The organism is Pseudofrankia sp. EUN1h (assembly GCF_001854645.1).
GTDB lineage: Bacteria > Actinomycetota > Actinomycetes > Frankiales > Frankiaceae > Pseudofrankia > Pseudofrankia saprophytica.
The window spans coordinates 27,365-46,232 of sequence record NZ_MBLN01000036.1; the positions used below are offsets into that span (position 1 = coordinate 27,365).

The window sequence follows — 18,868 nt, forward strand, 5'->3', positions numbered from 1 at the left end:
ACCCCTGTCTTTACTCCAACGCGACGTCTCTACTCCAACGCGGTCATAGGCGAGTGCCGCCGGTAGCACAACACCAGCCGCACCAGCCGCACCAGCCGTGGCTGTCTGGCTCGGCGAGGCCACCTGGTCGTTGCCGTATGTCCTGCCGCTGCCCCTGCCGCCCCGGCCGTGCCGCCGTCCTGTCGGCCGTGCCGCCATCCGGAGGCCTGTACGGCGCCGGCGGCTGGACCGCCATCCCGCCCAGCCAGCGCGCCGGCGGTTCAGCTGCCACGAGTGGAGCCGCCGGGGACCCTGGTGCGCGCGGGCTGTGTCACCGGCGGCCGCGCGGCCGCACCGTGTGACGTGCTGGTGGCCGATGTCGTTGCGCGCGACGCGCCGACCCGAGGCTGCGCCGGGGGCAGCGCGGCGGCCGCGGAGCGAGCGCGTCCCCGGACGGCACTGGTACCGGCGCCAACGCCACCGGTGCTGCCGGCGGCCGAAGCGATGGCCGGGCGTCCCACCCGCGAGCCGGCGGCCACGCCGGGCCGCGGGGCGCCGGGCCGCGAGCCCGGACGGGCCGGGCGGACGGTCGGCCGACCCAGGCCGCCGGCGGTGGCTCCGCCGCCGACGCCGGCCGGCAACGCCGCGCCAGCACCGCCGAGCATGCCGCGGTTGCGGGTCTGCAGCCGGGCTCCAATGCCGCGGAATGTGTCCCGAGACGTGGAACCAAGCAGCGCGCCCGCGCCCTGGCCGAAGGACGCCGCGCCGCGTCGGCCGGCACTGCCGACCGCGCGCATCAGCTGAACATCGGCGAACGCGAACAGCTGTAGGAGCAGGAACGGCGAGAACACTGCGGCGATCATCACGACGACGCCGCTGAGAATGGTCAACGTCTGATCGGCCGCTGAACCGGTGCTGTCACTGGCCATGCCGGCACCAAGGGTGAAGATCACGTAGATCACCGGCTTGGCGAACACGAGTGCGACGAGGATCTCGGTGGCGCGCTTCATCCAGGCGCTGGTCGACATCGCGGGCTGCCCGGCGAGGTAGATCGGGATGAACACCGCCACGACGATGATCACGACTTTCCGGATGTAAAGCACCACGAAGAGCGCGAATGAGAACAGCGCGACCAGCAACGAGAGCACCATGTCGAGCGCGAAGTTGCCCTGTTCCGGCAACGCTCGCAGCTGACCGACGAGACTCGCGCCCAGCGGCTGTCCGTCGCCGAACGCGTCGGCGACGCCGTCGGACGCGGTGAGCACCATCTGCAGGAGGGTCAGCGCGACGAACGAGCCAAGAATTGCCGTGCCAGTGGAGGCGATCGCCCGCGCGAAGACGTGCGGGTCACCACGGACGGCGCCCACGACGCACGAACACAGGAACAGGCCGGTCACGATCAGGACCGCGACCCCGAAGACGATGTTGTAGTTCTCAACCACGTAGTCGGCCCGCAGGTCAACGGCCGTCTTCTGCGACGCGAAGCTGAACACCGACGACGACAGATCCGCCGCCATGTTGCAGAACGCCGTGCCAATGGAGTCAAGAAAACTATCCGCCGTCCCGGAGACAGCGTCCTTAAAAGGGCCGAACGGGTCGAAGCTAATGGCGAGGGTTTGTGACTGCGACGGGCTCATGGTCATGTCGAAGGACCCCCGATGTAAGAAAACCGTCGGAAATTTTCGCCCGGCCTTTGAGTGATTGTTGGACCCCTAGACCCGTCGACCGCTGCTGAGAGCTTCCAGTCCTCGTTGTCCCAGCGTACGGTGCAGTCGTCGGAGCCCCAAATTTCTTGTGGTGCGGCCACCTGGTTGGTGTTGTCGTAGATTCCAAATCCGCCGACTGACCAGATGGATATTGTTGCAGAATCATGTGAAGACGTCTTGGCGATAAATCCGACTACTCGAAGGTTGAAGTTCAAATTAGGGTCCGTGATTGAATTTGCGCCCACACTTGTTGCATTTTTTTGGTCTGACTTGATTATACGATCGCTCACTTGGTTGCCGGCGTCGCCTGTTGCAATTGAGTTCAACACTAGTTGGATGCGTGAAGGCTCACGATTGCGGACGTCGCTGTACGCGGAGACGTAGTTGCCGCAGGCGCTGATGGCGCCGGCCTCGGTATGGGGGTAGCCGACCGGAATTCCGAACTCGTTCACTCGGCTCGGCGCGCCTGGCAGAGCGCCGGCCGGTTCGGCGGTATGGTCCACGCCGTCAGAGGCTGGCGATGGCACCACGGTCACAGTGGCTGTGGCGGGTGGCGGGGAAGCGGGAGGGGTGCTGGCTCCCAAGGGCTGGCGGTCGTCGGCTGACGTCGAGTGCCGGCCGAGGACCAACCCGATGGGAAGCATGACGGCGGTCGTGACGACCACCGCCGCGATGATCACCAGGACCAGTCGTCGGGTTGCCCACTCCATGATGTCGGCCAACGCGCACTCCCCCTCCCCGTCGGCAGGGCCATCATCCCAATACCGGCCCGCCCGTACCTGGAGAACATCTCAGGTGTTTGCGGAAGGTTCGTCATGGACCACGGCGGCGCTGTCCACCAGCTGGACCACCGCCGGAGGGCGTGGGCTACCGGTCCCGCCGGTCTCGAGTGGTCCGGCGGACGCCGAGCTGCCGGTCGCGAGGAAGAAGTTGACCAGCACCGCGGCGATGCCGACGAGGAATGCCAGCCCGCAGCCGGCGAGCACCCCGCTCTTGCCCACGGACGAGGCCCGGTCGAGCCCCATCCGGTCGCCGAGCGCCCAGGCGATGCCGCCCAGGAGAATCGAGGCGACCGCCGCGATGGCCGCGTAAGCCGCGAGGCCGTTGACCAGGTCTTTCAGGGCGTTGAGGCCGGGCGCCTTCGTCGGGTCCGGTGTGACTTCAACCGCCGCGAGCAACACTGTCGCCCGCGCGGATGCGACATCGGCGATCATCATGGGTCCTTCCTGCGGGCACTGCGCCCCAACGGACCGCAGGTCTGGCGAATCATACGACGGGCGTCCGCAGCGTTTCCGGAGTGCTCCCCCGAGTTGTGTCGTTGGTCGTTGCGCCCGTCTTGGTTGATTCCTCGGCCGCGAGCCTGACTAGCCGTTCGACCACGGCGACCCCGAGATAGAGGTAAGACCGCCGGGTGCTGGCGCGTAGCCGGGGAATGCGCACCGGCGCGCGCCGGCTCGGGTCGAGCCGGCTCTCATAGGGGATCCGGACCAGGGCGTCGACGTGTCTGGTCAGCCGGCCGGCGGCCGCTCTGGTGCGCGGCGACCAGCGGCCCCGCCGTGGCGAGACCACGGCGGCGATCACCGGCGGCCTCCGCCCCTGCGCGTCGACGGGGAGCAGGGGCGCCGCGGGGTCGCGCAGCGCCGCCGCGGTCCGGTCGAGGTCCGCCGGCGCGGCGAGGCTCACGACGACGACCAGGTCGCTTGCCCGCAGCGCCGTCGGGGACAGCGGAGCGTCGATGGGCGCATCCACCAGTACCAGCGGGTAGGCGCGGGTTAGGTGGCTGAGAGCGGTTCGCAGCATCCCGGGGGTGACGGTGTCGTCCGCGGGGACCATCGCGCCGGAACCGCCGCCGGTCCCCTCGCCGCGGCTGAGCGGCACGACATCGAGTTCCGGGGTGCCGGGCCGGGCCGGGCCCCCGATCAGCTCGCGGAGCGCGCCGGCCGCGCCGCCGCGGCGGCGGGCGATGTCCGCCACGGTGACGTCGCCGGGCGCCCCCACCCGGGGGCACAACGGGTCGCCGCGTGGCTCGTCCGGGTCCTCGTCCGCCCAGGTCCGTGGGCGCAGGTCGACGGCGAGAACGGACTCGCCCCGCGCCCCGGTGAGCACCAGGCCGAGGATGCCGACCAGCGTGGTGGTACCGGAGTAGGGGAACGCGGAGGTGACCCCGATCCGCCACGACCCGGGCAGGTCGGCCGCGGCCCGGTCGGCGAGCGACTCGCGCAGCGGGATCTCGTCCCACGGAGCCAGGTCGTCATCGTCGTGGTCCGCGTCCCAGCTCCAGTCCTCGTCGGCGGGCACGGCGGGTGGCGGTCCCGCCGAGGGCCGGCGGGCGGCGGCCGACCCGGCGATGACAGCGGGCAACCTGGTGCCCGCTGGACCGGCCGTCCGCGCCTCGGCCCGGCCGGCGCTCGCCCACGCCTCTTTCGGAACCGTCGTCGCCTCGCTCGCCGTCGGAGCCGCGGACGGCCGCGGCCTGGCCGTCGGCGGCCGGGCCGCCGGTCGACCACCGGCAACCGGCGACGGTGGTGGTACTGGTGGTATCGGCGGCGAGAACGAGGTCGCTTCGGCGCCCGGCGGCATCGAGGGCGGTGGTGGTGCGACCGTGGGCCGCTGCCTGGGCGGCACCGCCCGGTCGCCTGGATCTGGTTGCGCCGGTTCCGGACCGCGTGGCGCGGCCGCGAATGGAGTCGCCGGCAGCCAGCCCGTCCGCGCCGGAGACGGCTGCCTGGGGGGGCCATCCTCGGCTGGCTCGGGCCGCGGCGGCCGGCTCGCCCCGCCGCCCGCCGGGGTGACCGTGGGCGGAGGCGCGGTCGGCGGTGCGACCGGCTGGGTCGTCACGTCCGCGAGGGCGGGCTCCGGTCGCCTCGCCGGCTCTCGCCGGGCCTCGCTCGCAGGCGGGGGATCCGTCGGGCGGCCATCGAGGTGGAACGCCTCGTCGCCGTGCGGGGCGGTCGTGGACGGGGGAGCACCCGCGCGCCCGCGCCGGTGGCGGCGCCTGCCGGACCGCGACGAGGGTGACGTGCCCGGGTCGTCGGCGTCCCCGTGACGTAGATCACCGCTGTCCTCGCCGGACGGTGGGGTGGTCGCGGAGAACTGTGCGCCGATGAGGGATACCGGTCGCGCGTCGCCTTCCTCGCCGTACGGTGTCGGTGGCACATTGCTCACGTGCCGTCGCCCTCCTGGCTGGTTCAGGCTCGTTGGCCCCGGTTGAGATTACTTACCGTTACTTAGTTCGGATTACCGTCCAATCGAGGTAACCCGAGACGCTGAAGTATGACAAGCTCCGACAGAGCCTAACCATGGTTACCTAGGGTGGTGTACCGTCCGTAGCCGGTATCCGAGCCCGGGCCTGTCCGGGCATTCGGTGCGCGGATTCGTCACGGTCGGCGACCAGGCCGGCGGCCCTCCTCTCTGATGCCGCGGCCGAAGGAGGCGCGATCGTGCTCGTCATGGCACCCGCCGCCCGAGGCGCTGACGAAACCGGCAACTGGGATGCCGGCGTCTTCGGCCGCCTGCCGGCGTGCGTGGCTTCGCCACCGTCGCGCTCGCTTTGGCCTGTGACACCTGAATGGTCGTTGGGCGCGCGAGGCTTCGCCTTCGTCGCGTGTCCTGTGGCCTGACCCGTTCGAAAGGGGCAGCCGCTATGCAGGAGGGCGTGCCGACGGCGCGCGACCCGGCGGGCACGGGCGCCGTCCCGCCCCGGCACCCGCAACGCGTTGACGACGACGACGTGCTGACGGTGGACGAGCTGGTTGTCTGGCTGCGGCTTTCGGAGAGCACGGTGCTGCGGCTGCTGTCCGAACGGGCCATCCCCGCCCGAAAGGTGGGACACCAGTGGCGGATCCGCCGCGGACGGGTTCGGGACTGGTTGGACGGGCGGGAGTGAGCGTACGGACGCCCGGGGAGGGGCCTCGTCCGGAGGGCGAGGCCGAATCCGGCGCGGCGGTGCGACGGGCGCGGGATGTGCGGGATGTGCGGGATGTGATGCGCGCCGGCCGCGGCCCGGCGCCGGCCCCGGCCCCCTCTCGGGCCGGTACTGCCCCGGCGGCCCAGCCCGCCGCGGCCGTTGCCCGTTCGCCGCGCGCCACCGTCGGGACGGCGGCGTCATCCGGGCTTGGGGCCATCCTGGCCGCCGCCGTGGTGGTGGTACTGGCCGCGGTCTCGGTTGCCGGCTGTTCCGCGCTGCGCGACCGGACGGATCGGGCCGTCTCGTCGGCGACACCGCCGGGCACGACCGGGCCACCGCCCGGCGCGAGCCAGGCACCCGGGCCACCGCTGGCGACCGCCTCGGCGGGCGAGCCCGGCACGGGCACGCCGCCCGACCTGGCCGACCCGGCCGCCGTCGCCACCTACTGCTTCGCCCGCTGGCAGTCGTTCGACGCGCGCTCCGACGCGGACCTGGCCGCCGGGGTCGAGCGCGCCCAGGCCGACGGCTGCTTCACCTCCGACTTCCTCGCCCAACTGACCAGCGCCGGCGCCGGCTCGGGCGGGGCCGGTGGCACGGGTTCTCCCGCTGTGGACGGCCAGGCCTGGGAGGAACAGCGGGCGCATGGTGCCCGCTCGACGGTCACCGTGCTCGCGGCCACCCCACTCGCCGACACCGCCGCGACCGGCCGGGTGGTCTACCTGCTGAACGCGCGCAGTGTCTTCGTGACCGACAACTCGGCACCCGTCGAAACCGTCTCCACTCCGACGGTGACGCTGCTGCGCGACACCGCCGGCCGGTGGCGGATCGCGGGCGCCGACCTGTCCGACAACGCGGGCGACGCGCCCGGGCGCTGACAGACTGGGAAATGTGCGATCATGATGGGTGATCGCGCGTCGCGGGGTGGCGCCCGGACGTCGAGCGGGCGCCGGGAGGCGGCCACCAGGCACCGGGCGGTCGGCACACCGCCAACCAGGTACTCCGCGAAGGGCGAAGGGTAGGCGGGGATGGCTCGGGGACCGCGCGGCCCGCGCGCGTGGCTGCTCTGGCTCGGCGTCGGCGGCATGGTCTCGATCGGCGGGATCATGCTGTTCATCTGCCTTGTCGTCCTGCTCATAACCGGTCCCTTTTTCAGCGACCAGGACAATGGCCCCCGAACGATTACCAACTCCAAGGGGATACCGGAGGAGTACCTCGGGCTGATTATCTCGGCGGCGAACGACGCCGGGTGCGCCGAGGTCACCCCGGCGCTGCTGGCGGCGCAGCTCTTCCAGGAGTCCGGCTTCAATCCGAGCGCGACGTCGCCGGTGGGCGCGATGGGCATCGCCCAGTTCATGCCGGGCACCTGGGCGACGCACGGCGGCGGCGGAGACGTGTGGAACCCGGCGGACGCGATTCCCGCCGCGGCCCGCTACGACTGTGCCGTCGCGGCGTCGGTGGCCCGGATCCCGGGGCCCGGGCAGGAGAAGATGCTCGCGGCCTACAACGCCGGGCCCGGCGCGGTGCTCGCCTTCTCCGGCATCCCGCCGTTCCCGGAGACGCGCAACTACGTGCGGACGATCCTGGCGAAGGCACGCGAGTACGGTGACGCGCTCGTGCCTGGCGCCGCGGTGCCGGCGGGCGCCGTGGCACCGGTACTCGATTTCATGAGGTCCCAGGTGGGCAAGCCCTACGTGTGGGGAGCGGAGGGGCCGGGCGCCTGGGACTGCTCGTCGCTGGTGCGAGCCGCCTACCGGACGGTCGGCATCGAGCTGCCGCGGGTGACCACCGATCAGCTCGCCGCCGGACCGGTCGTCTCCGGCGTGGACCTGCAGCCGGGTGACCTGCTGTTCATCCCCGGCTCGGACGGCACGGTGGCCGCGCCCGGGCACGTTGGGATGTACGTCGGCAACGGCCAGATGATCGCGGCCAAGGGTGCCCGCTGGGGCGTGGTCGTCTCGGACATCTCCAGCTGGACGGACGTCGTCGCGGTCACCCGCCCCTTGGCTGCCGGGGCCTGATCGCGCGCTCGCCGCTAGACGGCGACGTCGCTGACGAAGTTCGACATTCCGTCGCCGAGTTGCCCGAGCCAGCCGAAAGCGGTGTGGACGAAGCTGGCGGCGTCGCTGGGGGCCGTGGCTATGTAGAAGGCCACGAAGATCCAGAATCCCCATGGATACAGAAGCTTCTTCACGCCAGACCTCACTGTGATCCGGGCGCCGATCGGCGAGCGATCGTGCGGTGTCGAGGACTGGCGACGCGGCGGCCACCGTCTCGCCGGCGCGCTTACCGCATCACCAGATTCGATTTTCTACTCACGGAGAGTGTTTATCGCAAGCCGACCCGCCGCACTGGGAACACGGCAGACCACAGAATGTGTGTGTCCTGGCGACCTGTCTGTAATCCGGACAAGGGCTGACTAGGAACGGACAGGAAGCTGACAGTAGCGATCTGGAGTCGTTCCGCGTTCTACTGGCCTCGGCACCTCGAGCCGGTTGACGTCGACTCCCTGCTCGAGGTGCCTCTGTGACATTGGCTCAAACAGGAATGCTTTGGGCGAAGCGGAAGAGGTTGTCAGGGTCGTAGTGGGTCTTGACGGTGCGCAGGCGGGGGAGGTTCGCGCCGTAGTAGGCCTGTGCCCAGTCGGTGAGTTCGGGGTCGATGTAGTTCTGGTAGGCCTGACCGGAGACGTGGGGAGCGGCCGCGGCGACGGTGTCGCGCAGCCAGCGGCTGTTCGCGTCGAGCACTTCGGCCGAGGCGCCGGCCGGGTAGCCGCCGAAGTACTGGATGCTGGCGATCGCGTCCCGGTGGACGAAGGCCGTCTCCGCCGGGCCGACTCGCCCGATCGCGCCGCCCCAGGCGTCCAGGATGATCCCGCCGCTGGCGGTGGCCAGCGGGTCGTGTTGGCGTTCCTCGATCATCCGGACGAGCACCTCGTTCCCCGCGGCGGCGAGCGGGTCGCGCAGGATCGACGATGCCGCCCGCTGGCCGGGCCGGCGCGCACCGGCCCTGATCCCGGCGGTGCTGCCGCATTCGCCGCCGCTCGCCGAACAGCCGCCCTCGACGCGCATCGCGGCCAGGAAATCGTGTTCGGTGATCGATGTGCCCGTGGGCGCGGCCGAGCGCACCGCCGCCCGCAGATCGGCGAGCGGCCCGGCCAGTCCCGCCCGCGCGCCCGCGAACACCCCGCTGATCCGCATCGTCGGCGCGGATCCGCCGGGCGCCGAGCCCGCGACCAGCGTCGACCACAGTTCGTCCGGCATCGCGCCGAGCTTCCCGGTGACCCAGTCCTGCCACGCGGCGAGTACCTCCTGCGCCGCCCCCCACGGCCAGCGCAGCGAGAACAGGGTCAGCGAGCGGGCGGGGTGGGTGGCGAACCGGAACGCGGTGACGATTCCGAGGTTGCCGCCTCCGGCCCCGCGCAATGCCCAGAACAGGTCGGCGTCGTGGTCCTCGTCGACCCGCGCGGTCTCGCCGGAGGCGAGTACGACGTCGGCGCCCGTCATGTTGTCGCAGGTCAGGCCATACAGCCGGCTGAGTACCCCGACCCCGCCGCCAAGGGCGAGCCCGGAGATGCCGACCGTCGGGCATGATCCGCCGGGGATCGCCCGCCCGACGCCCGCCAGACCGGTATAGACCTTGATCAGCCGAGTGCCGGCGCCGACCGTCGCGATGCCGTGGTCGTCGACGCTCACCTGGTTCAGCCGGGTGACGTCGACGACCAGTCCCTCGCTCGTCGAGTAGCCGCCGTAGCTGTGCCCCCCGCAGCGGGCAGCCAGGCCCACCCCGGTAGCCCTAGCGAACCGGACCGCGCTGGCGACGTCGTCCTGGTTCGCCGCGTAGGCGATGCCCTGCGGGCGGACGGTGTCGAAGGCCGGGTCGAACAGGGCCCGCGCGGCGTCGTACTCGCCGTCGCCGGGTCGCACCAGCTCACCGGTCAGCTTCGCCGCCAGCGTGTCCCAGCTCTGCGCCGGATCGAGAGACGGCGACGGCCCTGGCGGGCTCGCCGTCGCGCTCGGGCTGGGCGTCGGCGTGGGCGAGCCGTCCGACGAGCAGCCGGCAAGCAGGCCTCCGCCGCCGACGGCCGCGCCCCCGAGCACCGTGAGCCCCGCGCGCAGCACGGCGCGCCTGTCCGGTACGGCCTCCATGTCCGGACCTTAACTGTGCATACCCCCAGGCCACAGGTCGTTCGCCCGGCTTGACGGCGCGCAATGGCTTGAGGCCCACGAGTGACAGGAGGTCGATCGCGCGTGACGAGCGGCGGGCCATGCGCGACGAATGTCCGACCCGTGGCCTGGCGGGTCTCCAGCTCATGCACGGTGGTCAGCCGACCGTGCCTGGCGGGCGGTGTGCCGGGTGCTACGTCGCGGGCGGGACCACGAGTGCCCGGACGATGTGGTCCGTCGAGTCGATCCGGACGAGGGTGGACTCGTAGTACAGCGAGGCATAGACCGCGCCGGACGGGTCGACGATGATCGAGCCCACGCTGCCCAGGTCGGCCTGGGTCGCCAGTGTTCCGTCCAGGCCGCCGGAACCGGACGAGCCCACGCCCGCGTACGTCGTGATGACGCCGTCCACACCAACTCTGCGGATCCTGCCGTTGGACTGGTCGGCGATGTAGAGCGAGCCGTCGCCGCCGAGGGCGAGGCCGCTCGGGTCGTAGAGCAGCGCCTTCGCCGCCGGGCCGCCGTCGCCCGTGTCGCCGCTCGTGCCGGCGATGCCGGCGACCGTGCTGATGACGCCCGCCGGGGTGATCTTTCGGACGGTCTCCAGGCTGTCGTCGGAGACGTAGATCGTTCCGTCGTCGGCGACGACGAGCCCGTTCGGCGAGGGCAACGTCGCCTTCGTCGCCGGTCCGCCGTCGCCCTCGCGGTTGCCGGCGCCGGAGCGGCTGGCCGCGCCGGCGACCGTCGAGATCAGACCATCCTTGGTGACCTTCCGAATCCGGTTTYCCTCGGCGAGGTAGACCGAGCCGTCCGGGCCGATCGCCAGCGCCGTGGGCCCGTAGAGCGCGGCCTTGGTCGCCAGGCCCGAGTCCACCGTGAAACCGTCCTCGTCGGCGCTGACGCCGGCGAACACGAACGCCTGGCCGCCGGGCGTGACCCGGTAGACCTGGCTGGCGCCGTAGTCGGCGATGTAGACGACGCCGTCCGGCGCGACCGCCACCGCCCGCGGATCCTGCAGGACGAGCGACAGCGCGGAGATCCCGCTGGCGGGAATCGGGGCGGGGCTGGGCGTGGGGGACGGGCTGCTCGTCTCCGTCGCGGGCGTACCCGACGGCCGCGGCGCCGCCGGGCCGACGCCAGCGATCTTGCGCAGGTTGCCGTCCGGGTCGAGCTGGTACACCGCCGCGGTGCCGTCGGACGCGCCGGAGGCGGCGACGAAGACAGAGCCGTTCTCGGCCAGGCCGATTGCCCCGAGGTAGCCGCCACCGGTCAGAACGCGCTGCTCGCCGGCGTATCCGGCCTTCGCGCCGCCGGGGCCGCCGCGGGTGGCCAGGACCAGGCCCACGACGAGCGCCGCGACGCAGACGACGCCCACCCCCATGGCGATGAATGCCGTCCGGCGGCGCGCGCTGGGGCGGGCGCGCCGACGACGACGAGTGGGCGCCAGCGAGGGGGAGGCCGGTTCTGGATGCGGCGGGAAGCCCGCCGGACCGCCGAAGCCGGGTGGCGGGGTGCCGTTCGCCGCGTAGGGCTGCCACCCGGCCGGCCCGGCCTGACCAGCGGGCAGTGGCTGGCCAGGCTGCGCCGGCGTCGTCGGGGTGGGCGGCGGCGTGCCCAGCGGGGTCGAGCCAGGCGGCGTGATGATGGTCGGCTGGGCCAGGTGGTGCGCGGGCGTCGTCCAGGCGCCGGAGGGGGTGAAGGGGGCCGGCAGCGTGTCGCCGAGGCGGTGGCCGGCGGCGGTGAGCACGTCGTCAGGCAGCCGGACCGGCACCCCGGTCGTGGTGAGCCACCCGGGGCCGAACACGGCGGTCGCGGCGGCGGCCAGATGCAGGGCCAGCTCGTGCGCGCTCGCCGGCCGCTCGGCCGGGTGCTTGGCCAGCGCGGCGAGCACCACCGCGGCCAGCGGCGCCGGGACCTCCGGCAGCGGCTGGGGCGGGACGGACAGGTGATGGTGCAGCAGCGCGGGCACCGTGAGCCCGCGCGGGAAGATCGGCCGGCCGGCGAGCAGCTCGTAGAGCACGATGCCGAGGGCGTAGATGTCGGTGCCCGGGCCGAGCCTGCTGCCCTCGATCTGCTCGGGGGCCATGTAGCGCGGAGTGCCGACCAGGCCGGTCGTCGTCACCGCGGTCGTCTCGACGATCTTGGCGATGCCGAAGTCCGTCACCTTCGGCACGCCGGACGCGTCGAAGAGCAGGTTGTCGGGCTTGATGTCCCGGTGCAGCACGCCGATCTGGTGCGCCGCCGCCAGCGCCGTCGCCGCCGCGAGGCCGACCGCGCAGCCCGCCCGCGGGTCGAGCCCGCCGGCGGCCATGCGCTGGCGCAGGCTGCCGCCGGTGAGCTGTTCCATGACGAGCAGGCAGAGTCCCGAGTGCTCCACGTAGTCGTAGACCCGGACGATGTGCGTGTGGTCCAGGCCGGCGAGCACCCGGGCCTCGGAGAGGAACCGGGTGCGCAGGTCGGACGACTCGTCCCCACCCGAGCCGAACACGCCGCCACCGGGCCCGGACGGGCCGCCGGCTGGCCCGCCGCCGCTGCCGGAGCCGGCGCCGGCAGCCTCGGGGTCGAGCAGCACCTTGATCGCGACGGCGCGCCCCATCAGCCGGTGGCGCGCGGCCAGCACCGCGCCGAAGCCGCCTCGGCCCAGCTCGGCCCCGATCTCGTAGCCGGGCAGCGCGGTGGCGATCAGGTCAGGCATGGGCGTCGGCATCGTCGGGGCTGCTCCCATGTCCAGGCGTCTGTGGTCGGGCGACGGGTGGCCGGGACCGCGGAGGCTCCTGGCAGTGGCGGGTCGACCGGCACCGGGGTTCGGGGCGACGGCGGGTCCGGCCGCGGCCATCGGGCGCGTGCGGGAGGGGATCTCCCCGCGCGCCCCGGGCCGCGGCTGGTCAGCTCTGTTGGGCGATGGTGGTGATGGTTCCGTTCGGGTCGATCCGGCGGATCACCTTGTTGCCGTTGTCGGCGACGTAGATGGCTCCGCCCGCGTCGACGACCACCGAGGTCGGGTCCGAGAGCTGGGCCGCGTTGGCCGGGCCGCCGTCCCCGGTGTAGCCCTCGGCGCCGGTGCCGGCGATCGTGGTGATGATCCCGTCCGAGGTGACCTTGCGGATCGTCTCGCTGCCGTAGGCGCAGATGTAGACGGTGCCGTCGTGGCCGAGGAACACGTCGGGGATCGACAGCGTGGCACTCGTGGCCGGGCCGCCGTCGCCGGTGCGCCCGGTCTTGCCGTTGCCGGCGAAGGTGGTCAGCATGCCGGCCTTGTCGATCTTCTGGACGGTGTCGCTGCCCAGGTTCGCGAAGTAGATCGTGCCGTCGTCGGCCAGGCTGATGCTGTTCGGGCCGTCGAGCTTGGCCTGGGTCGCCGTGGTCGGCGTTCCGGAGTAGCCCTTCTCGCCGGTGCCCGCGATCGTGGTGATGATCCCGTCCGGGGTGACCTTGCGGATCCGCTGGTTGTCGTAGTCGGCCAGGTAAAGGGTGCCGTCGGCCGTGACCGCGATGCCCTCGACGCCGTTGATCTGCGCCTGGGTGGCCGGGCCGCCGTCGCCGGAGTAGCCGGCCGTGCCGATGCCGACCACCGTCGTGATCTTGCCGCTCGGGTCGATCTTGCGGACGCGGTAGTTCTGCGTGTCCGGGATATAGAGGTTGCCGGCCTTGTCCCAGGCGACCCGGCCGGGACCGTACAGCTGCGCCGCCGTGGCCGGGCCGCCGTCACCCGAGAAGCCGTCCTGCGCGTTCCCGGCGATCGGGGTGACGACCCCATCCTTGGCGATCTTGTGCACGATGTGCGTGTCCAGGTTGGACACGTACAGCGAGCCGTCGTCGCCGATGCTCAGGTCATACGGGGCGAGGTTCGGGATCCGCAGCGCCTGGCCCGAGTAGCCGACGGCCGTCGCGGGCAGCCGGTGGGACCGGTCGAGGAACACCGCGGGCGACCCGTCGTCCTCGCCGCCCCCGCCGCTGGACGCCGCCAGCACGATCGCGGTCGTGAGGCCCGCGATGAGCACGAACAGCAGCGTCGCGACGATCCAGGTCGCTCGCGCCGAGAGGCCGAACAGCCCCTTCTTGTCGTTCTGGCGTGCCCGGTGCGCTGGCAGCGGTGGCTGGGGCCGCGGCTGCTGGGGAAGTGGCTGCGCCGGCCGCGGCGGCTGGAGCGGCTGACTCGTCGTCGGCCAGGGGGTGGCGGGCGGCGGGCGGTAGCCGGAGTTGGTCGGCGAGGTGACCCGGGGCGTCGGCCCCGGGGTGTTCGACGGGGGCGCGGGGGTCACCGGGCGCGGGGACGGGGTGGGTGGCCCCGCCCAGTTCCCGGAGCCGCCCGTCGGCTGCTGCTGGAACGGCCGCGCCGGAGGGGGCATCGGCTGGCCGAGCAGGGGCCGGCCGGGGACCGGCTGCCCGGGTCCTGGCGGGTAGGCCGGGCCGCCGGGCAGGTTGGGGCGTGGTCCGTACGGCTGCTGCCCCGGGGCGCCGTAGCCACCACCGGGACGTGGTCCCACGGGCGGCGTCGCCGGGATGCCGGGGCGAAGCGGCGGCCCGACGGGCGGCGCGGGGAAGGGCGGGTTCGGGGTCGAGGACGTGCCCTGCGCGGCCTCGCGGACCTCKTCGTCGACACGGATCTTGACGTCGGACCTGGTGAGCCAGTTCGGGCCGAAGGCCCGAACGCTGGCCCGTGCCAGCTCCAGGGCGAACTCGGTGGCGTCGCCGTAGCGGGCCGCCGGGTCCTTGGCGAGGGTGCGCATGATGACCGCGGAGACCGGCATCGCCACGTTGGTCAGCGGATCCGGTGCCACGTTCAGGTGGTGATGGGTGAGCGGCTGCACGCCCATCGGCTTCCCGAAAAGCGGTCGTTCGGCGAACATCTCGTAGAGCACGCCGGCCAACGCGTAGAGATCGGTTGAGGGGAACAGCCGGCTGCCGAGGATCTGCTCGGGTGCCATGTAACGGGGCGTGCCGAGGATCGCGCTCGCCGTCGTCTCGGCGCCGTCGAAGATCTTGGCGATGCCGAAGTCGGTCACCTTCAGCAGGCCGCCGCCGTCGAACATGATGTTGTCCGGCTTGATGTCCCGGTGCAGGACGCCAGCGGCATGGGCGTTGGCGAGCGCGGCAGCGCCCGCGATGCCGACCGCGCAGATGGTCTCCTGGCTGACCTTCCCGGCCTGGATGCGCTGCTTGAGCGTTCCGCCGGAGAGAAGCTCCATCACCAGCAGGCACGTGCCCTCGTGCTCGACGTAGTCATGCACGCGCACGATGTGTGGATGGTCGAGCTCGGCGAGCACGCGCGCCTCAGCGAGGAAGCGGGCACGCAGCTCGGGGTCGTCGGAGGTGTCGAGGAGGATCTTGATGGCGACCTTGCGGCCGATGAGCCGGTGCTGGCCGGCAAGCACGAGGCCGTACCCGCCCTTACCGAGGTCACCTTCGACCTGGTAGCCGGGAAGCGCCGCCTCCACCAGAGAACGATCGATTAGCAAGGTCTGGTCCCGTTCGCCGCCGGCCACTTCACGCGGACGTACAAATCACGAAGGCCGCGCCCGGGCCGCAAACACACCCTTCGTCGTGTACCCGGCGATACTACGGCCTGGTACCCCCGAGATCGCCCCTGGCGGGGGTCAGTTGGTGGGCGTCGGATGTCTGACACGGTGTGCACCCATCTTCTCACCGACACCGGCGGCGGCCCGTCGGCCGCCGATCGGCTCTGGGAGGTCCGGACTGGCCGCCTAGTTGCTTGAGGTCGGACGCGCCCGACAGGCATCAAGCCCCCACCTGGCCAATCGGTGGGAGAGGAGGCGTGGAGACTGGCGGTAGCAGATCTCAGCGAGCAGGTCTGGAACCGAAGGGTGGTCGCGCGATGCCGAGTTCACTGCCGAGCTCCGAGCCCTCTCACCTGGATGGCGAGCCGGTCGTCATCACGCAGACGCCGGAATGGGCGGCATTGCGGGCGCATCACGCCGAGCTGGCTGGTGCCGGCCTGCGCGCGCTGTTCGCCGCCGACCCGGGCAGGGCTGACACGTTGTCGGCGGAGGCCGACGGCCTGTATCTGGACTTCTCGAAGAACCTCCTGACCGCCGAGACGGTCCGGCTGCTGGTGGCGCTGGCCGAGCGGGCCGGGCTGCCCGCCCGGGTCGAGGCGATGTTCGCCGGCGAGAAGATCAACACGACCGAGCGTCGCGCCGTGCTGCACGCCGCGTTGCGTGCCCCCGAAGGCGAGACGATCGAGGTGGACGGCGTCGACGTCGTCCCCGGCGTGCACGCGGTGCTCGAGCGGATGTACGCCTTCGCCGACCGGATCCGTTCCGGGGCGTGGACGGGTGCCACCGGCCGGCACATCCGCAACGTCGTCAACATCGGCATCGGCGGCTCCGACCTCGGCCCGGCGATGGCCACCGAGGCGCTGCGGACGTTCGCCGACCGCTCCCTGACGAGCCGGTTCGTGTCCAACGTGGACGGCTCCGACATCTGGGAGGCGACGCACGACCTGGACCCGGCCGAGACGCTGTTCATCGTCTCGTCCAAGACCTTCACCACCCTGGAGACCATCGCCAACGCGCGGACGGCCCGGGCCTGGCTGGTCGCCGCCCTCGGCGAGGACGCCGTCCCCCACCACTTCGTCGCGGTGTCGACGAACGCCCAGAAGGTCGCCGAGTTCGGCATCGACACGGCGAACATGTTCGAGTTCTGGGACTGGGTGGGTGGCCGGTACTCGATGGACTCGGCGATCGGCCTTTCCCTGGCGGTCGCGATCGGGCCCGAGAACTTCCGCCAGCTGCTCGCCGGGTTCCACGCGATGGACGTACATTTCCGCACCACGCCGCCCGGTCGCAACCTTCCGGTCCTGATGGGGCTGATCGGCCTGTGGTACCGAGACTTCTTCGGCCTGCAGACGCACGCGGTGCTGCCGTACAGCCAGTACCTGAGCCGTTTCCCGGCGTACCTGCAGCAGTTGGACATGGAGAGCAACGGCAAGTCGGTCGACCGAGCCGGCCGGCCGGTCACCATGGACACCGGGCCGGTCGTCTGGGGGACCCCGGGCACGAACGGCCAGCATGCCTACTACCAGCTGCTGCACCAGGGGACGACGGTCATCCCCGCCGACTTCATCGGGTTCGTCGCACCGCCGCACACCCAGGTCGGCGGGACGGGAGCAGCTGACCAGCACCTGCTGCTGATGGCCAACTTCTTCGCCCAGACCGAGGCGCTGGCGTTCGGGAAGTCCGCCGCCGAGGTCGCCGCCGAGGGGGTGGCGCCCGAGCTCGTGCCCCACAAGGTCTTCACCGGTGACCGGCCGACGAACACCCTGCTCGCGGGGGAGCTGACCCCGTTCACCCTCGGACAGCTCATCGCGCTGTACGAGCACAAGGTCTTCACCCAGGGCGCGATCTGGGGGATCAACAGCTTCGACCAGTGGGGCGTCGAGCTGGGCAAGGTGCTCGCCGGCCGGATCATTCCGGAGCTCGCCGCCTCCGGTGAGCCGGAGCTCGCGCACGATGCCTCGACGAACACCCTGATCCGCCGCTTCCGCGCCGGCTTCCCAGTGTCCGTCGTGGCCGGCTGACGCGGGGCGCCAGGCACTTCCGGGTCCTTGGCCCTTGGCCGCGAGCCTTTGCGCTGAGGGCCCGGCGGCCGGCCTCATGTTACTCTCCGTAACCATCTCGCCGCGGGGGAGCCGGCGGCCATGGGATCGGGGGTGAGATGCAGGTCGACGCCGGGGCTTTGCGGATGACGGTGCACCGCGATGCGCGGGGCGGCGAGGACGTGCTCATCGAGCTCGTCGGCGAGCTGGACGGGCCTGGCCGGCGCTGCCTGCGCGACCAGGTCGGCGATCTGCTCGGCCGCGGCGGCTGCACGGTGACTGTCGACGTCGGTGGCCTGCGCCAGGTGGACATTCCGGCGCTCGCCGCGCTGTTGCGTGCGGATCTGCTACTGCGGCGCGTCCACGCCACGCTGGAGGTTCGCGCGCCGACGCCCGCGTTCCTGGAACTGGTCGCGGCGACCGGACTGACCGGCCGCCTCCGCGTCGTCCCGGCGCAGCCGGCCCTCTCCGCCGACTCGCGCCTCTCCGCCGACTCGCGCTAGTTCGGTCCGTGGGAGTCCGCGGACGTCCAAGGTCGGACGTCCAAGGGAAGAAGTGGGGTCAGTGGTAACCCGCCTCGGCCCCCCCGGACAGGACGCCGGCCTCGGCCGCGCGGACCGCCGAGTGGGTGAAGGCCAGCGTCGCGTCGGCGGGCACCAGATCGGCTGTCAGGAGGTCGACCGGCAGGAGGCGAAGGGTGCGGCGGTGCTCGGCCGCGACGGGCCGTTCGGTGCTGTCGGTCGCCGGCGCGGTTGGTGTGGTTGGTGTGGTTGGTCCGGATGGCGGGATCGGCGCGGCAGTTGTCGCCGCGAGTGCTCCGTCGTCGCCGGTGGCCGTCTCCTCGGTGCCGCCGGTGGGTACCAGGCGCAGGGCGGACCGCTCCGAGCCGGTCAGCCGTCGTTCGACAGCGTTCATCAGCAGCATGACGAGCATCAGCAGCAGCGGGAACCCAACCACGAGAACGGCCGACGGCGCGGTTACCTCCACCTGAACCCCCTGAAAGGCCTGGTACCAAAAGAACGCGTGGTCCTTGCCGCGGTGGGCGCGGACCGCGACGAGGTAGCCCATTTATCAGCTACCCACCGTTGCCACTTTGTCACTCTGCAGTACCACCCTCACCCATGACGAGTTAGCCTCTCCGCGCATACCGCGTGAGGTAGCCGTAAAACCGAGGTGGTCCCAAATGCCGGTGTCAAACCGGTATCGCCTGCTCCGCCCCGACCTGCCCAGCCGGCCGAGGAAGCGGCGGTCGGAGAAGGCGCCCGCCCCTGCACGTTCTCACCGCTCGGACGACTCGGCAGCCCGGCCGCCGCCGCTGCCCGGAACCTCCGAGCCCGCCCCACCCGCGCCGACCCGCCGACCTGACGAAGAATGCACCGGCTCGCCAGACCTGCCCCACATCGCCCGTTCGACCCCAGCCGCCTCCTCGGCCCCTACCCAGGGCGTGACGTGGTGCTGGTGAGCAGCGGGCACAAGCCAGCCACAGCCAGTGACGGCGCCTCAGCGCAGCGCCAACCCAGCCACCTCACTGATTCGGACCCGGATCGACCACCTC

At 71.9% G+C, this 18,868-nt stretch carries 14 protein-coding genes; 5 read left to right on the plus strand and 9 right to left on the minus strand.

The window, feature by feature from the left end; genetic code table 11:
• Positions 1 to 260: 260 nt before the first annotated feature.
• From BCD49_RS08305 to BCD49_RS08315, 4 genes are all read right to left on the minus strand, one after another.
• Positions 261 to 1,622, minus strand: coding sequence for a hypothetical protein (locus BCD49_RS08305; protein ID WP_071041351.1), 1,362 nt, complete (start codon positions 1,620 to 1,622; stop codon positions 261 to 263).
• On the minus strand, positions 1,619 to 2,407 hold the full coding sequence (locus BCD49_RS40440) for a hypothetical protein (RefSeq protein ID WP_106410147.1): 789 nt from the start codon (positions 2,405 to 2,407) through the stop codon (positions 1,619 to 1,621). Before BCD49_RS40440 ends, BCD49_RS08305 begins: the two co-directional genes overlap by 4 nt.
• Positions 2,408 to 2,476: 69 nt before the next feature.
• Positions 2,477 to 2,899, minus strand: coding sequence for a DUF6112 family protein (locus BCD49_RS08310; RefSeq protein WP_027140300.1), 423 nt, complete (start codon positions 2,897 to 2,899; stop codon positions 2,477 to 2,479).
• 52 nt (positions 2,900 to 2,951) lie between these two features.
• Positions 2,952 to 4,046 carry a MinD/ParA family ATP-binding protein gene (locus BCD49_RS08315; protein ID WP_131803418.1) on the minus strand — a complete coding sequence of 365 codons (1,095 nt, stop codon included), beginning with the start codon at positions 4,044 to 4,046 and terminating at the stop codon, positions 2,952 to 2,954.
• Between the two features lie 1,282 nt (positions 4,047 to 5,328).
• On the opposite strand from BCD49_RS08315, the gene BCD49_RS40445 reads away from it, so the two are divergent.
• The 3 genes from BCD49_RS40445 (at position 5,329) to BCD49_RS08335 (ending at position 7,610) form a co-directional block, all read left to right on the plus strand.
• Positions 5,329 to 5,571 carry a helix-turn-helix domain-containing protein gene (locus BCD49_RS40445; protein ID WP_007516202.1) on the plus strand — a complete coding sequence of 81 codons (243 nt, stop codon included), beginning with the start codon at positions 5,329 to 5,331 and terminating at the stop codon, positions 5,569 to 5,571.
• An 86-nt stretch (positions 5,572 to 5,657) separates the two neighbouring features.
• Entirely contained in the window at positions 5,658 to 6,467 is an 810-nt protein-coding gene (locus BCD49_RS08330; protein WP_241832287.1) for a hypothetical protein, read from the plus strand.
• A gap of 150 nt (positions 6,468 to 6,617) precedes the next feature.
• A complete protein-coding gene (locus BCD49_RS08335) occupies positions 6,618 to 7,610 on the plus strand; it encodes a bifunctional lytic transglycosylase/C40 family peptidase (protein WP_007516200.1) in 993 nt (330 codons plus the stop codon).
• Between the two features lie 14 nt (positions 7,611 to 7,624).
• On the opposite strand, the gene BCD49_RS44025 is transcribed toward BCD49_RS08335, so the two are convergent.
• From BCD49_RS44025 to BCD49_RS08350, 4 genes are all read right to left on the minus strand, one after another.
• Positions 7,625 to 7,783, minus strand: coding sequence for a hypothetical protein (locus BCD49_RS44025; protein ID WP_007516199.1), 159 nt, complete (start codon positions 7,781 to 7,783; stop codon positions 7,625 to 7,627).
• Between the two features lie 343 nt (positions 7,784 to 8,126).
• Complete coding sequence (locus BCD49_RS08340) at positions 8,127 to 9,737, minus strand: FAD-binding oxidoreductase (protein ID WP_007516198.1); 1,611 nt, start codon at positions 9,735 to 9,737, stop codon at positions 8,127 to 8,129.
• Positions 9,738 to 9,948: 211 nt separating this feature from the next.
• The gene (locus BCD49_RS08345) at positions 9,949 to 12,450 is read right to left on the minus strand and encodes a serine/threonine-protein kinase (RefSeq protein ID WP_241832288.1); all 2,502 of its coding nucleotides are present in this window, start codon (positions 12,448 to 12,450) and stop codon (positions 9,949 to 9,951) included.
• A 190-nt stretch (positions 12,451 to 12,640) separates the two neighbouring features.
• The gene (locus BCD49_RS08350; RefSeq protein WP_241832289.1) at positions 12,641 to 15,193 is read right to left on the minus strand and encodes a protein kinase domain-containing protein; all 2,553 of its coding nucleotides are present in this window, start codon (positions 15,191 to 15,193) and stop codon (positions 12,641 to 12,643) included.
• 398 nt (positions 15,194 to 15,591) lie between these two features.
• Between BCD49_RS08350 and pgi the strand changes: the two genes are divergently transcribed.
• Positions 15,592 to 17,295 carry a glucose-6-phosphate isomerase gene (pgi, locus tag BCD49_RS08355; protein ID WP_007516195.1) on the plus strand — a complete coding sequence of 568 codons (1,704 nt, stop codon included), beginning with the start codon at positions 15,592 to 15,594 and terminating at the stop codon, positions 17,293 to 17,295.
• Positions 17,296 to 17,432: 137 nt separating this feature from the next.
• Positions 17,433 to 17,816, plus strand: a complete 384-nt coding sequence (locus BCD49_RS08360) for an STAS domain-containing protein (RefSeq protein ID WP_007516194.1) — start codon at positions 17,433 to 17,435, stop codon at positions 17,814 to 17,816.
• Positions 17,817 to 17,874: 58 nt separating this feature from the next.
• Here BCD49_RS08360 and BCD49_RS08365 read toward each other — a convergent pair whose 3' ends face one another.
• The gene (locus BCD49_RS08365; RefSeq protein ID WP_131803420.1) at positions 17,875 to 18,300 is read right to left on the minus strand and encodes a hypothetical protein; all 426 of its coding nucleotides are present in this window, start codon (positions 18,298 to 18,300) and stop codon (positions 17,875 to 17,877) included.
• Positions 18,301 to 18,868 lie beyond the last annotated feature (568 nt).